Annotated in this window: 16 protein-coding genes, 1 tRNA gene and 1 pseudogene; 11 read left to right on the top strand and 7 right to left on the bottom strand. The window is 44.7% G+C overall.

The features are described from left to right. Nucleotides 1–213: 213 nt before the first annotated feature. Nucleotides 214–287: transfer RNA gene (locus tag PN466_RS17885), tRNA-Pro, on the bottom strand. A gap of 112 nt (nucleotides 288–399) precedes the next feature. Here PN466_RS17885 and lipA point away from each other — a divergent pair. From lipA to PN466_RS17855, 6 genes are all read left to right on the top strand, one after another. Continuing rightward, nucleotides 400–1,269 carry a lipoyl synthase gene (gene lipA, locus PN466_RS17880; RefSeq protein WP_271941816.1) on the top strand — a complete coding sequence of 290 codons (870 nt, stop codon included), beginning with the start codon at nucleotides 400–402 and terminating at the stop codon, nucleotides 1,267–1,269. Between the two features lie 243 nt (nucleotides 1,270–1,512). Next, entirely contained in the window at nucleotides 1,513–2,550 is a 1,038-nt protein-coding gene (locus PN466_RS17875; protein ID WP_271941812.1) for an ABC transporter substrate-binding protein, read from the top strand. A 14-nt stretch (nucleotides 2,551–2,564) separates the two neighbouring features. Next, a complete protein-coding gene (locus PN466_RS17870) occupies nucleotides 2,565–3,326 on the top strand; it encodes an ABC transporter ATP-binding protein (protein WP_271941810.1) in 762 nt (253 codons plus the stop codon). Nucleotides 3,327–3,329: 3 nt separating this feature from the next. Continuing rightward, nucleotides 3,330–4,130, top strand: coding sequence for an ABC transporter permease (locus PN466_RS17865; RefSeq protein WP_271941808.1), 801 nt, complete (start codon nucleotides 3,330–3,332; stop codon nucleotides 4,128–4,130). A gap of 183 nt (nucleotides 4,131–4,313) precedes the next feature. After that, the gene (locus PN466_RS17860) at nucleotides 4,314–4,574 is read left to right on the top strand and encodes a hypothetical protein (RefSeq protein ID WP_313898642.1); all 261 of its coding nucleotides are present in this window, start codon (nucleotides 4,314–4,316) and stop codon (nucleotides 4,572–4,574) included. A 132-nt stretch (nucleotides 4,575–4,706) separates the two neighbouring features. Continuing rightward, nucleotides 4,707–5,549, top strand: a complete 843-nt coding sequence (locus PN466_RS17855) for a PEP-CTERM sorting domain-containing protein (protein ID WP_271941805.1) — start codon at nucleotides 4,707–4,709, stop codon at nucleotides 5,547–5,549. 11 nt (nucleotides 5,550–5,560) lie between these two features. Here PN466_RS17855 and ispF read toward each other — a convergent pair whose 3' ends face one another. Then, on the bottom strand, nucleotides 5,561–6,040 hold the full coding sequence (gene ispF / locus PN466_RS17850; protein ID WP_271941802.1) for a 2-C-methyl-D-erythritol 2,4-cyclodiphosphate synthase: 480 nt from the start codon (nucleotides 6,038–6,040) through the stop codon (nucleotides 5,561–5,563). Between the two features lie 63 nt (nucleotides 6,041–6,103). Further along, on the bottom strand, nucleotides 6,104–6,307 hold the full coding sequence (locus PN466_RS17845) for a hypothetical protein (protein ID WP_271941799.1): 204 nt from the start codon (nucleotides 6,305–6,307) through the stop codon (nucleotides 6,104–6,106). Between the two features lie 362 nt (nucleotides 6,308–6,669). Here PN466_RS17845 and PN466_RS17840 point away from each other — a divergent pair, with 362 nt between their 5' ends. The 4 genes from PN466_RS17840 to frr all read left to right on the top strand — a co-directional run bounded on the left by PN466_RS17840 (nucleotide 6,670) and on the right by frr (nucleotide 9,950). Beyond that, nucleotides 6,670–7,749, top strand: a complete 1,080-nt coding sequence (locus PN466_RS17840) for an alginate O-acetyltransferase AlgX-related protein (protein WP_271941796.1) — start codon at nucleotides 6,670–6,672, stop codon at nucleotides 7,747–7,749. Nucleotides 7,750–8,021: 272 nt separating this feature from the next. Then, nucleotides 8,022–8,576: a redoxin domain-containing protein gene (locus PN466_RS17835; protein ID WP_271941794.1), complete on the top strand. Its 555-nt coding sequence runs from the start codon at nucleotides 8,022–8,024 to the stop codon at nucleotides 8,574–8,576. A gap of 110 nt (nucleotides 8,577–8,686) precedes the next feature. Further along, nucleotides 8,687–9,415 (top strand): UMP kinase, encoded by a 729-nt coding sequence (pyrH, locus tag PN466_RS17830; protein ID WP_271941792.1) that lies wholly within the window; start codon nucleotides 8,687–8,689, stop codon nucleotides 9,413–9,415. A 13-nt stretch (nucleotides 9,416–9,428) separates the two neighbouring features. Then, a complete protein-coding gene (gene frr / locus PN466_RS17825) occupies nucleotides 9,429–9,950 on the top strand; it encodes a ribosome recycling factor (RefSeq protein ID WP_278003136.1) in 522 nt (173 codons plus the stop codon). Nucleotides 9,951–9,985: 35 nt separating this feature from the next. Here the strand turns inward: frr and PN466_RS17820 are convergent, their stop codons facing one another. After that, nucleotides 9,986–10,174, bottom strand: coding sequence for a family 2 glycosyl transferase (locus PN466_RS17820; protein WP_271941786.1), 189 nt, complete (start codon nucleotides 10,172–10,174; stop codon nucleotides 9,986–9,988). A gap of 272 nt (nucleotides 10,175–10,446) precedes the next feature. On the opposite strand from PN466_RS17820, the gene PN466_RS17815 reads away from it, so the two are divergent. Beyond that, nucleotides 10,447–11,565: a geranylgeranyl reductase family protein gene (locus PN466_RS17815; protein WP_271941783.1), complete on the top strand. Its 1,119-nt coding sequence runs from the start codon at nucleotides 10,447–10,449 to the stop codon at nucleotides 11,563–11,565. A 149-nt stretch (nucleotides 11,566–11,714) separates the two neighbouring features. Here PN466_RS17815 and PN466_RS17810 read toward each other — a convergent pair whose 3' ends face one another. The 3 genes and pseudogenes from PN466_RS17810 to PN466_RS26425 form a co-directional block, all read right to left on the bottom strand. Then, nucleotides 11,715–12,710 (bottom strand): methyltransferase domain-containing protein, encoded by a 996-nt coding sequence (locus PN466_RS17810; RefSeq protein WP_271941852.1) that lies wholly within the window; start codon nucleotides 12,708–12,710, stop codon nucleotides 11,715–11,717. A gap of 108 nt (nucleotides 12,711–12,818) precedes the next feature. Continuing rightward, nucleotides 12,819–13,061, bottom strand: coding sequence for a zinc ribbon domain-containing protein (locus PN466_RS26430; RefSeq protein ID WP_271941781.1), 243 nt, complete (start codon nucleotides 13,059–13,061; stop codon nucleotides 12,819–12,821). Between the two features lie 386 nt (nucleotides 13,062–13,447). Beyond that, nucleotides 13,448–13,525: pseudogene (locus PN466_RS26425) on the bottom strand (RNA-guided endonuclease InsQ/TnpB family protein); the annotation flags it as partial. Nucleotides 13,526–13,533 lie beyond the last annotated feature (8 nt).

Below are 13,533 nucleotides of genomic sequence, written 5' to 3'. Positions count from 1 at the left end.
TGGGTTTCTCTCAGTCTCCTCTGAGGGAACCCCCTTGGATTTCTCTATGGATTCTATAGAAAACTCTAATTACTATCTAACCCATTTAACCTATTTCTTGCCCCTTACTTTTGGAGGTGCTATGGTGGTTTTGTGTTGAATGTGTGTTGAGCGCTCCCCTTGGGACTAGGGTGTTGCAGGTTCAAAGTCTAGAAACCAAAGAATATTGATGAATCGGGATGACAGGATTTGAACCTGCGGCTCCCTCGTCCCGAACGAGGTGCGCTACCAAGCTGCGCTACATCCCGGTAAACCATATAACTTATCTGAATGATAACATGCGATCGCCTTATTGAGATGAAAATTGCTAAATCTTGTTAGGATAAAGTACAGTAACTCAACACAGGATAACAGAGTACGGTGACGGTTAAACCAGATTGGCTCAGGGTTAAAGCTCCCCAATGGCAGCGAGTGGGTGACGTGAAAACTACCCTCCGTGATTTAGGCTTAAATACAGTTTGTGAAGAAGCCTCTTGTCCCAATATCGGTGAATGTTTCAACGCGGGTACAGCGACTTTTCTAATTATGGGGCCCGCTTGTACGAGAGCTTGTCCCTATTGTGATATTGATTTTGAGAAAAAGCCCCAACCTCTTGACCCTACTGAACCGCAACGGTTAGGGGAAGCGGTGCAACGGATGGGACTTAAACATGTAGTGATTACTTCTGTCAATCGGGATGACTTACCTGATGGAGGGGCCAGTCAATTTGTCCGTTGTATTGAGGCGGTCCGCGCCTTGATGCCTCAAACCACAATTGAAGTATTAATTCCGGATCTCTGTGGCAATTGGCAGGCTCTAGAGACAATTTTAAGCGGCCAACCCGAAGTTCTCAACCATAATACAGAAACTGTCCCCCGGTTATATCGGCGCGTGCGACCCCAAGGAGAGTATCAGCGTTCTCTAGAGGTCTTAAGGCGATCTCGACAGTTATCCCCTACAATCTATACGAAATCAGGGATCATGGTGGGATTAGGAGAAACTGATGAAGAAGTCCGCCAAGTAATGACTGAATTACGCGAGGTAGATTGTGATATCATCACCATCGGTCAATATCTGCAACCAACTCCCAAACATTATCCTCTAAACCGCTTTGTAACTCCCGAAGAATTTGAAGCTTGGCGTGTCTTTGGAGACTCATTAGGCTTTCTGCAAGTCGTCTCTTCTCCCCTCACCCGCAGTTCCTACCATGCTGAACAAGTACAAGACTTGATGAAGCAAGCGCCAAGATAGAATATCTTGGGCTGTCATGGACGTGATCTCCCATAACAGTGCTAACCCTTAAATTTCTGGGTGGTTTTCCCGGAAAACTGTAAATCAACAGATCATAAACAGCCGCCGGATCCAGTTTCGATCCGGCTTTTAATCCCACCTTCCGCATGACAAAACGTAGCATAGATAGCTCTGGCAATTTGAGTGAGTATTGAGGCTGAATAAAAACTAGAAAAATTTCCACAAATCATTTAGGTTTGCTATATGACTCAAATCCCCCCTATCTCCCGTCGCCAGTTTCTAAACCTCAGTTCTTTTGGATTAGGCGGTGGTTTACTCTCGGTTAACTCCCCTCGCACCCAAAAAATCAAGTCTTTAGACTCAATAAAATTCGCCCTCAGTTGGAAAGCTGAAGCTGAATATGGGGGATTTTATCAAGCGCTGGCGACGGGAATTTATCAAAAGCATGGCTTAGATCTAACCATCCGCCCCGTTAATCCCCAAACCAATAGCACTCAGTTACTCCTCGGAGGTGCGCTAGAGTTCAACATGGGAAGTTCTCTCAATATTTTCAAAGCCATAGAACAGAACATTCCCTTAGTTACCGTCGCCTCAATGTTTCAGAAAAATATTCAAGTGCTGTTAACCCACCCAGGAGTCGGCAATGAATCCCTGGCTGATTTAATAGGAAAACCTATTTTTATTTCATCTGGGGCACGGTTTACCTATTGGCCAGTTCTGAAACAAAACTATGGATTTGCCGATAATCAAATTCGTCCCTATAATTCTAATGTGACTCCGTTTTTAGTCGATGAAACGTCTGCACAACAAGGAGTTTTAACGTCTGAACCCTACACAATTGAACAAAAAGGAGGGTTTAAGCCGATTGTGCATCTATTAGCGGATGCGGGTTATAATCCCTATTCTTTTACGATTACGACGACTCGCAATTTAGTCAATGATAATCCGGATTTGGTTCACCGATTTGTTGATGCGTCGATTCGGGGCTGGTATGGTTATTTGGACGATCCGCAACCGGGCAATCGGTTGATTAAACGAGATAATCCAGAAATGACGGATAATTTACTCGATTATAGCTTTAGGAAGCTCAAAGAGTATGATATTATTACTTCTGGAGATGCGGAAACTTTGGGCATTGGCGCGATGAGTGATGAACGGTGGAAAGCTTTTTTCCAATCTACAGTTAATTTGGGTATGGTGGATTCAGGGCTGGATTATCATCAGGCTTATACCCTAAAGTTTGTGAATAAAGGAGTTGACTATTATCGAAACTCGCTCTAAATAATGATAGCTTTATGGAGACTCAAAAACCGATCGCGACTCTAGAGAAGGTTAGCAAACGTTTTGATAGCCAAAGTTGGGCGATCGCCGATCTCAACCTAAACCTCTATCCCTCAGAGATTCTCAGCATCGTCGGTCCGTCAGGATGCGGCAAAAGTACCCTACTGCGAATCATTGCGGGCTTAACATCCCTCAGTTCCGGTACTCTGCACTGGCACAATTCTGGACAGAGTAACCAACTCGCGTTTGTGTTTCAAGACGCAGCATTAATGCCTTGGGCAACCGTGTGGCAGAATGTCTTCTTACCCCTAAAATTGGGCGGTGTGCCCCAGAAAAAAGCCCAGGAGAAGATTCAAGAAGCTCTGGAATTGGTGCAGTTAAATCAAGTTTCTCAATCGTATCCCCGGCAACTGTCTGGAGGGATGAAAATGCGCGTTTCTATAGCTAGAGCGCTGGTGAATAATCCCCAAGTATTATTAATGGATGAACCGTTTGGAGCCTTAGATGATATTACCCGCACTCAATTAAATGATGAACTATTAAATTTGTGGAGCCAAAAACGCTGGACAATTGTGTTTGTCACTCATAATATCTATGAAGCAGTTTATTTATCCCATCGAGTGATCGTGATGGGAACAGCTCCCGGACGCATTGTTGCCGAAATTCCGATTCACGAACCCTATCCCCGCAATTCGAGTTTTCGGGGAGCGATCGCCTATACTGAGTATTACCAACAAGTCGCTACCGCCCTATCTGAAGCCATCACGCCTCACTAGATTATGCCAGAATTGCGCCGTTTGTTTTCCCTAGAAACCCTAGCTCCTCTTGTTCTCGGAATACTGGTACTCTCGGTTTGGGAAATCTCTGTATCCCTAACCCATACCCCGAGCTACATTCTACCGGGGCCAATTCTGATTCTGAACACCTTAATTCAAGATCGATCAATCCTCTTGCCCGCGATGCTCGTTACCTTAAAAATTACGATCGTTGCTTTTCTCGTGGCTATGGTTTCTGGATTATTCCTGGCAATGATTATGGCACAGAGTAAGTGGATTGAAAAAAGTTTGTATCCCTACGCAATTATACTGCAAACGATTCCCATGGCGGCGATCGCTCCCCTGATCGTCATTTGGATGCGTAATAATACCTTTGCCGCCCTAGTCATCTGCGCTTGGATTATCGCCTTTTTCCCCATCGTCTCTAACACCACCTTTGGCCTCAATAGCCTCGATCCTAACCTTAAAGACCTCTTCAAACTTTATCAAGCATCCCGATGGCAAACCCTACTGTACCTCAGACTACCCAGTGCGTTACCCTATTTTTTTGCTGGATTACGCATTAGTGGTGGATTAGCCTTAATTGGCGCTGTAGTTGCTGAAATCGTTGCCGGTACAGGTGGCATGAATTCAGGATTAGCCTATCAAATCCTCTTAGCCAGTTATAACCTACAAATTCCTCGTATGTTTGCCGCATTATTACTCATTGGGATCTTGGGAATTCTAATTTTTATCTTCTTAAATCGTTTATCAAGCCAGATTTTAGGCAAGTGGCATGACAGTTCAACCTCCTTAGACCCCTAAACTCAGTATTTATCCAGAAAAACTCTTAAGAAAAAATAAAAAATCCGGGAAAATACTGGATCTCGATCCGGAAAACTGCCAGAATGTAGTGTTACTAAGACATAAGAATAAAGACTTAAGATCTATCATTTTTCCAAAATATCTTCCATCACATGGGTGCTTGAGGGGCTTGGAGATGGGGAAATGTATAGAATCACAAACCACGACAAGAGCAATGGTGCAGTTCATCTTTTGGGAGATCCAAATATGATTCATGAAGTAGTTCAACAAGCCCTCTCTACCGGATATCTGAGCTTGGCCGATGAGGAACGTCTACGGGCACTAATGGTAAAACCCTATGGACTAGAAGACATTCATGCCTTCTGGAGATTACAACGGGCAACCATGGAAGGCGCTGTAAAACAGGAATCCCGTGAGATGAGACAAGCTTGCTTAATGGGTTAAGGGATCGACAGAAAATTCACGAACACATCATAATAGGGTTACTCATATCAGGAAAAGTACGGAATCATAGGGTAGATACCTCTAGATTTCTATAAATTTATGTTCCTTAGCCAGAAGTTTCACGGAATCATTATGAATCAACGTCATCTGTCCATTGGGTTAGGATCTTCCCTGAGTTTGGGTCTAATGCTCACAGCATTGACCGCCATCGGTTCTGAATCCGCCCATGCTGCCACCTTAAGTGGCCAGAAATGGGATGGTTCATCGACCAGTTTGACCTGGAATGAAAGTAATGCGGTCACTGGAGGGTCAATAGTATCTGGAAGTCTGAACTCTTTTGGCGCAAGCTTGAATGGACTTTTAGGCAGCAGTCAAACGGTGGGGGAAATTCTCGGAAAAGAACCTGGAACTTTTGTCGATTTAGGACACAACGGAAATGTTGGCACTATTGAGTTGGATTGGGGGGGAAATCTCCTAGCCAATGAAGATGGTAACGACCTAGTCGTATATGAAAATGGTGGTATTGGAGCGCCAGAAGCCTTTGCGGTTTCTGTTCGTAAAGCTGGAGAAACAGATTTTAGCGAATATCTCTACCAGTTTAGTGACCACTTCTCTGCAACGTATCAAGTCTTCGCCACCGTATTTGATTTAAGTTCCTTTGGGTTAGGTGCAGGAGATGCGATTGATGCCATTCGTATTCGTAATCTTGCTCCCAGTGATTTAGTGAGTGGGAGTGATGGTCAAGGATTTCTTGGAGGTAGCTATACCGCTTTTACCCATGCTGGAGGCAGTGGTTTCGATATCAATACTAAACTTGATGCTGACATTACTTATGTAGCTGGTCTCAATGATGTTTTTACTCCACTCCCACCATCTGAGCAACCTTCGGATGTTCCCGAACCTTCTGCCATTCTAGGTTTAGTGGGGGTAGGATTATTGGGTTTAGGAACTCGCTTAAGAGCGCGTCAGCGTTAGTTCGCTGAGGGTTACGTCTTTTCTAGAAGGGTAACTGCATAGGCGGCTATCCCCTCTTCACGACCGACTGGGCCGAGTTTTTCGTTGGTGGTGGCTTTAATGCTAATTTGATCGGGTTGTAGGGTTAAGATGTTTGAGAGGCGATCGCTCATTTCCGATAAATGAGCCTTCAATTTCGGGCGCTCGGCCACCACTACAGAATCAATATTCACCACCTGCCAACCTCGGTCAAGTAGTAAGCCATTAACCTGACCCAGTAATATTAGGCTATCCGCCCCTTTCCATTGGGGGTCGCTGGGGGGAAAATAATGGCCGATGTCTCCTAAGCTTAAAGCTCCGAGCATGGCATCCATAATGGCATGAGTCAGTACATCGGCATCACTATGGCCGACTAACCCAAGTTCATGAGGAATGTTTACCCCTCCTAAAATCAAGGGGCGGTTTGGGCCAAGTTGATGGATATCGTAACCATTACCGATCCGAATGTTCATGGCAGTGGGGAATGTGATGAGCGCCAGTTATTTGCTTGGATCATACCCCAAATTCAGACGGCTCTAGTTCGCAATCCTCAGCCATCCACGACGAGTAGCATAGATTAAGCGATCGATTGCCGAGCGTTCCTCTTCACTAATCGAGTGTTGAAGCAATACGGATTGCAGTTGTTTGCGGTTGTCAGAGGTTAATTCCCCTGTATGGCAAACTTGAAACACCAGTTCGGCGATATTGAAACCAGAAGATAGGGTAGTTGGTTGAAACATGATCGTATTAAAACTGAGATTTTAATCAAAAGAGCTAGAATCTTGGCCACTGGCGATTCAGACTTGTAAACCTTAAATTGTTTGACTTTCTCGCCAGATCCGAATATATAAAACCAAAGTAATCGAAAAAAAAACTAGCTTCTGTGAGAGGACTCCAGAGTTATTGTGATATGTATCACGCAGAGAAACTCTTCTCCACAGAATTTTGCTTGACAAAAAATACAAAATGTGATATGAAACCCATTTTAAATCCTAGATAAAGGTCTGGGAATTATTGATGAAGCACCCCAACACCATACTCAGAAGACAATAGGGTAAACTAAGTCTTAGTTTTATGTAATTTTAGGTTCTTTTATACTACTATGCCCCACCTCAAGACCTTTCAGCAGTTTTTGAAACAATTCTTGATTATCACGGTCATTTCTTTTATCTTTACTGAGATTGGATTTCGAGTTTATAATTATATCAATCCTAGTTTTATCTTTTATGACAAATCTTATGGTCGTTTTCGCGGGAAACCTTTTTCTAAACATTATGATTTCACCTTGAATTCCCAGGGTTATAAAGATTTGGAATTTGAGGAGCAAAAAGCAGAAGGGATATACAGAATTGTCGGGATAGGAGACTCTTTTGCCTTTGGTGTTGTCCCCTATGAGGAAAATTATTACACGCTGGTTGAAGAGCAATTGCAAGCACAAAATCAATCGATAGAACTTTATAATTTTGGCATCCCTAACCTCAATCCTAAAGATTATCTAGCGGTCTTGGTCAATGAGGGGTTGAATTATAGTCCTGACATGATTATTGTTTCCTTTTTCATGGGTAATGATTTCTTGGATAGCCAAGATCAAAATCTATCTCAACCCCTCTACACGTATTCTTATGTCCTCTCATTTTTCAAATTCCTCTGGGAAATCCAAAAAAGTTATGAAGGAGAGTGGGAACTCCCGGAAAATATAGTTTATGACGATAATATGAAAGTTTTCAGTGATGAGAATTATCTCGGAATGGAGATGCGACGCAGTCAAATTTTTATCAAAGACAACCCTGAATTCAGTCAAACGTTTGACTATGCGATGGAATTTATTGAGCAAATTAATGAGATAGCTAAACAGCGAAATATAGAACTTTTAGTGGTCATAATTCCGGATGAAGTTCAAGTGAATATGGAGTTGCAAAATCAAGTTGTTGTGGGGATGAATATGCAGCCGGAACAACTTGATTTCTCCTTGCCAAATCGGTTGCTTACCGAAAGACTATCATCCCTAAATATTAATTCTCTAGACTTGTTAGAACCTTTCCAACAGGTATCCGAAACAACTCGCCTATATCGCCCCAATGATAGCCATTGGAATATTGCTGGAAATCGATTGGCTGCGACAGAAATTTATAAGGTTGTTTTGCCAAAGTTAGCTCAATCTAGGGCAGATATGGAACGTTAAAGGACATGTTTCTGAGAACCTGATAATTTCTGTGCAACAGGTTGATAACAGCTATAGTTCGTAACTTTTCCTAGGAGACCCTGATGATGAGCCATTACTAATGCAACTGTAAAAATATGAAAGGATGGATTGCGATAGGATAGAACAGAGAAGCTTTCCGAGAGGCGATCGCGCCTGTTCTACTAGAATTGATGTTTCTCAAGACTATCTGGTTTACAGGGGATACGGTTTTTGTTAACTTGTTTGAATAGTTATTTATACAGGTTTTAAGCATGGTGGTCATGGAAGACATGGGAACTCCCATCGGTAGCTATGCGCCAGATTTTGAAGTACCAGGTGTGGATGATCAGGTGCATCATCTGGCTCGCTATATGGAAAAATATCAGGTGATTGGTGTGCTATTTATGGGTAACCAATGCCCGTATGTTATTGAGCTTCTTGAGGATTTAAAGCAACTTCAGCAAGAAAGAGAACCTCAAGGGATGACCTTGGTGGGGATGAATGCCAATCAGGGTTCCAAGAATTCAGGGGAGAATTTTGAGCAAATGAAGGTCTTTGCTCAAGACCATCAGCTTAATTTTCCCTATCTGCGGGATGTAACTCAAGATGTGGCAAAAAGTTTTGGGGCAACTCAGACTCCAGAGCTATTTCTACTCAATCATGAGGGGAGATTATGCTATCGCCGGGGGATGACTAAAGAGCAGAGCGCAGTAAAGCAGTGGATTGAAGATATCCGTGGGGCGATCGCCCAAATGTTGCAAGGAGAACCGGTAACCTATCCCATTCCCGAATCCTTAGTTGGTACTCCCATTCAATGGCGCTCCTGAGCCAAATTCTAGACCCTGAAAAAACTCTTCGGGAAGATTGTCAACATCTGCTATCTTAGGTGAGAGCCATTTGTATTCAATCATCGATCTGGAGATTACAGAGTCTAGGCATGGGGACAGGTTATCAGCGCATATTACTCAAACTTAGTGGTGAGGCCTTAATGGGAAGCCTGGCCTATGGCATTGATCCCGCGATCGTGCATAATATTGCCGAACAAGTGGCAGAAGTTGTATCGAGTGGCATACAAATCGCCATTGTCGTTGGTGGAGGAAATATTTTCCGGGGTGTGAAAGGGGCAGCCGCTGGGATGGAGCGGGCAACAGCCGACTATATTGGTATGATTGCCACGGTGATGAATGCCATGACTTTACAAGATGCCCTAGAACAAATGGATGTCCCGACTCGGGTCCAAACGGCGATCGCCATGCAGGAAGTGGCAGAACCCTATATCCGTCGCCGAGCCATGCGTCACTTAGAAAAGGGACGGGTGGTCATTTTTGGCGCGGGTTCGGGCAATCCGTTCTTTACCACTGATACTACGGCTGCTTTAAGGGCAGCCGAAATTAATGCGGAGGTAATTTTTAAGGCGACTAAGGTCGATGGTGTCTATGATAGCGACCCCAAAACTAATCCAGAAGCCAAACGCTATGAAAGCTTAACCTATCAGCATGTTTTGGCTCACGAATTGCAAGTGATGGATAGTACGGCGATCGCTTTGTGTAAAGATAATGATATTCCCATTTTGGTCTTTGACCTGTCGGTGAAAGGCAATATTCGTCGCGCCGTCATGGGAGAGTCAGTTGGAACAGTTGTAGGAGGTTCCTGTGCAATTAAGTGATGTGGAAGAGTTAATGCAGAAGGCGGTTGAGTCTACTCGCCATTCTTTTAATACCATTCGGACTGGACGGGCTAATAGTTCGCTTCTAGACCGAGTGATGGTCGAATATTATGGTACGCCGACTCCTCTAAAATCCCTGGCGAATATTAGTACCCCGGATTCGAGTACCCTGATGATTCAACCCTACGATAAATCCACCTTAAGTCTGATTGAAAAGGCGATTTCTCTATCGGATGTGGGATTAACTCCCAATAATGATGGTCAGGTGGTTCGCTTGAATATTCCTCCCTTAACGGAAGAGCGTCGTAAAGAGTTTGTCAAACAAGCGGCAAAGTTAGCAGAAGATGGGCGCGTTTCCGTGCGTAGTAACCGCCGCCAAGGAATTGAAGATACACGGAAAAAAGAGAAAAATGGCGATATTACCGAGGATGAATCTCGAAATTTGCAAGATGAGATTCAAAAGCTAACAGACAAATATATTAAGAAAATTGATGATCTGTTAGCTGACAAAGAGAAAGATATTACCAAAGTCTAAGATTGCACTCTCTTTTCTCCCGCTTGCCTACCCGGTTAAGCGGGAACAACTAAGTTCAACGCTGACCTGGCTTGGCTTGGACGCACAATATAAGCAACATGCATGGGATAGCCATAGGTCGAATAGATCAAATCAATAAGCTTGAGTGCAGTTTCCCGATGGCAATAGGTTTTGAGTATGGTTTGATTTCCATTGGCATATTCAAGACAAACATCCCAAGTCATAATCCTCTTATCCTTTGATATTCCGTAAGACTACGATAGCCTTTGTGAAATTTTGATGAAGTCGTCGTTTGTCTTTATATTAATCTGTGATTGTTGATTTTGAGTTCAGTGATACTACTTATTTATTCAAGGAAATAAAAAAATCTGAAAAATCAAGGAAAATGTTGAGAAAAGGGCGAAAAAACTCCAGCAGAACTTGCCGGAAGACAAGCCGAAAAACTGGTTAATGAGTGTTATTGTACAGTTGTCAAAATCTGGAAGAAAATTATCCTATGTTTGATTGCATGATTGTTGGAGCAGGGCCGGCTGGGGCAACAGCGGCTTATCATTTAGCCAAACGAGGCCGTTCTGTGGCGATCGTAGAACAAGCGGCTCTTCCTCGGTTTAAACCCTGTGGTGGGGGAGTGTCTCCAGCGATCGCCGAATATTTTGATTTTGATCTCGACCCTATAATTAGCTTGAAGGTGAACCAACTGCGCTACACCTGGCAACTCGACGATCCGGTAAACGTCAAGCTACAAGAAAAACAGATGTTCATCGTGCGCCGGGATAGCTTCGATGAGTTTCTGGTCAAACAGGCTCAAAATCAAGGAGCAGTTCTTAAGGATGACACCCCAGTAACGGGAATTGAGTGGAAAAGTGATCGCTGGGAGCTGAAAACTGCTAAAGGAGCGATCGAAGGCCGCTATCTGATCGCTGCTGATGGAGCCAAAGGACCAATGGCTAAATGGCTTAAAGTCAAACAGGGTAAGGAAAAACGAGCAGGCATGTTACACATCTCTGGGCTAACCCTTGAGGAAACTCCTCCCCTACACTTTGATTTTGGCAGCCTCAAAAATGGATTTATTTGGAACTTCCCCCAAAGCGATGGCTATGCAATTAGCGCCACTGCGTTTCAGGGAGGAGATGCTAAAAAGCTCCAAGAGACTCTAGAGAGCTATACCCAATCGAGTGGCATTGCCCAAGGGGGAACGGTTCAATATCATGAGCATTCTGTGCGCTTGTGGGATGGAGATCGCCCCTTGCACACTCAAAATGCTCTTGTTGCTGGGGAAGCCGCCCAAATTGTCGATCCTCTCTCTGGAGAAGGCATCCGTCCCTCCATTTTTACCGGAGTCAAAGCAGCAGAGGCGATCGATCAGGCGATCGGTGGCAATGGTAATGCCCTAGAAACCTACACCCAAACCCTTTCCGAACAATGGGGAGCAGATATGAAATGGGCGGCTCGTATTAGTGGTGTATTTTATAAGTTCCCCAAAGTCAGTTATCGGGTAGGCGTTAAACAACCAGCCGCTAGTAGAATCATGAGTAAAATCCTCTGTGGGCAACTCAGCTATGCAGAAGTAGCGGGAGCCGCCATTAAACAACTCGGTAGCGGACTATTCAAGTAGCCCTTCGTGCGGGTAATGGTAATCGTTATCAGTTAAGGCTCTAGGCACTCTATTGACTAAAGTGTCTAGAGCCTAGGGCAAACCCCTATATTAACTGCATAATTACCTGATAATTACCTGTGGTGCGTAAGTCCCGATTAATTTTTCCCCTAACTGTTCAACAACTGAACCTCTTTCGCTTGAGACTTCTCTACGGACTGAGGGGTTGCACTCCCTCGCACAGCGCGGAACATCCCAAACCGGCACAACCGAGCACCAAATGCCAGACGCATTAACAGCATCGTGGGCACTTCTCGCAAAGATTTGATAAATCCCGAGACCCCAAACAGCCATAATCCTTTAGGTCGAGCAATTCCTTGCCAGATAGAATCGAGCCATGAAGGCAGAGTTTCTGTAGTCCAATCGGCGGTTGTCACTTCCCCAGAAACCAGTCCCGTTTCTTCTATCAGTTCGGCAAAGCCTTCAATACTAGAAAAAGCGGGATGAGACCACTGATCGAGCAGTTGGCGCATGACTGGTTTTTCCCAGAAATTTAGGGGCTGTTGGCGATCGTCTCTTTGGTTCCAGTCCGCCACAACTAGCCGACCACCGGGTTTTAACACCCGCATCATTTCTCGCGCATATTGGGCTTTATCCGGCATATGGGGACCGGCTTCAATGGACCAAACCACGTCAAAACTGGCATCGGGGAAAGATAATGCCAGGGCATCATTAACCATAAATTTGGCATCGACTCCTTCAGGGGTTAATTCCTGGGCGCGCTGCACTTGTTGCGGGCTAATTGTCACCCCCGTAACCGAAAAACCGTAATCTTTGGCGAGAATGCGGCTGCTACCCCCAATGCCACAACCCACATCTAATACTGTTGTCCCACGGGGGAATTTATCCAATTCTCCCCACTTAACCATTTCATGCACAAAGTCCGATTTAGCGGTGAGAAAATCTTTCCGTGTCGGTGGCGACCCATAATGACCCAGGTGAATATGTTCGCCCCAGTAAAATTCTAAAATTCCGTCTTCAGTCCATTCGTCATAAGAATGAGCCACCGTCTCGGAAGATTGATAACGGCGAGGGGTTGCGAGATAGAGCGTAATCCCTCCTCCTAGGAGTAAAAGCAACAATCCCAGAGAGTAGAATAAGTACATTGGCATGAAAGAGTCTCCTCTGATAATACGTTTTTTAGCAGATAGCCCGGTATCTAAATCTTGACGCTCATCGAGCTAACGCGGAGCGTATAGCTGGAGATTCCCCGTTCACAGACACTTGACTAGATGCCCCAAAGGACACCCCCGCCAGACCGTCTCCAGGGGCATTTTCAGCACTGTGCGCCCCACAGCGCTTTTGAAATCTATGGAGTAGACCAAGCCGCTGGCCACATCACGAGGCATAGAACAGCCACAGGAACATTGATGCCATCGGTCTGAGAGGGACTTGGCGACCTTAGCTCCACAATCCGGACACTCCTGACTACTGCCCCTTGCATCCTCTTTGGCCACTGCCTTGCCGCGCTTAAATGCGACCCACGGCAACACACAATTAAGAAATTGTCCATAGGATTTTTGCCCAGTTGGGGAAAGACGTATGAGCGCATCCGGACTGCTTTCTTAAACCGTGGGAACCCTGCCCCAAGCTTTTTGCGCCGCTCAAATGCTCGATCTAGACGACGAAGAACTTGTTGCAGCGCTTGTGCGTTGACAGATGCCAATTCAGAAATTAGCTTTTTGGATTCCGTTAGTCGCTGGCATTGAATCTTAAAACTCGGATAGGGTTCGTCTGCTGGGATGATGTACTCACTTCGTAGAGAACAGACATTGACCGGGCACTTGCGAGAAGCTATCCAATCTTTGCGCTCTTTAAGCGCATAGTTCCACACCTTGCGGCACACCTCTAAATCCTGGTTGATTTGTTTAATCTGCTGCTTAGTCGGTTTTAGCTTGTACTCATACGTTACGGTTATCATCGGATTAT

It is taken from the genome of Roseofilum reptotaenium CS-1145, from assembly GCF_028330985.1.
GTDB classification, from domain to species: domain Bacteria; phylum Cyanobacteriota; class Cyanobacteriia; order Cyanobacteriales; family Desertifilaceae; genus Roseofilum; species Roseofilum reptotaenium.
This window is presented reverse-complemented; position numbering and strand designations above follow the sequence as displayed.

Bases quoted from the DNA above. Each gene is read 5' to 3' on its own strand.
- ispF (WP_271941802.1), bottom strand. From the start codon at position 6,040: ATGAACATTCGGATCGGTAATGGTTACGATATCCATCAACTTGGCCCA.
- PN466_RS17820 (WP_271941786.1), bottom strand. From the start codon at position 10,174: ATGACTTGGGATGTTTGTCTTGAATATGCCAATGGAAATCAAACCATA.
- PN466_RS17815 (WP_271941783.1), top strand. From the start codon at position 10,447: ATGTTTGATTGCATGATTGTTGGAGCAGGGCCGGCTGGGGCAACAGCG.
- PN466_RS17865 (WP_271941808.1), top strand. From the start codon at position 3,330: ATGCCAGAATTGCGCCGTTTGTTTTCCCTAGAAACCCTAGCTCCTCTT.
- PN466_RS17810 (WP_271941852.1), bottom strand. From the start codon at position 12,710: ATGTACTTATTCTACTCTCTGGGATTGTTGCTTTTACTCCTAGGAGGA.
- PN466_RS17845 (WP_271941799.1), bottom strand. From the start codon at position 6,307: ATGTTTCAACCAACTACCCTATCTTCTGGTTTCAATATCGCCGAACTG.
- pyrH (WP_271941792.1), top strand. From the start codon at position 8,687: ATGGGGACAGGTTATCAGCGCATATTACTCAAACTTAGTGGTGAGGCC.
- PN466_RS17860 (WP_313898642.1), top strand. From the start codon at position 4,314: ATGTATAGAATCACAAACCACGACAAGAGCAATGGTGCAGTTCATCTT.
- PN466_RS17840 (WP_271941796.1), top strand. From the start codon at position 6,670: ATGCCCCACCTCAAGACCTTTCAGCAGTTTTTGAAACAATTCTTGATT.
- PN466_RS17835 (WP_271941794.1), top strand. From the start codon at position 8,022: ATGGTGGTCATGGAAGACATGGGAACTCCCATCGGTAGCTATGCGCCA.
- PN466_RS17855 (WP_271941805.1), top strand. From the start codon at position 4,707: ATGAATCAACGTCATCTGTCCATTGGGTTAGGATCTTCCCTGAGTTTG.
- PN466_RS17870 (WP_271941810.1), top strand. From the start codon at position 2,565: ATGGAGACTCAAAAACCGATCGCGACTCTAGAGAAGGTTAGCAAACGT.
- frr (WP_278003136.1), top strand. From the start codon at position 9,429: ATGCAGAAGGCGGTTGAGTCTACTCGCCATTCTTTTAATACCATTCGG.
- PN466_RS17875 (WP_271941812.1), top strand. From the start codon at position 1,513: ATGACTCAAATCCCCCCTATCTCCCGTCGCCAGTTTCTAAACCTCAGT.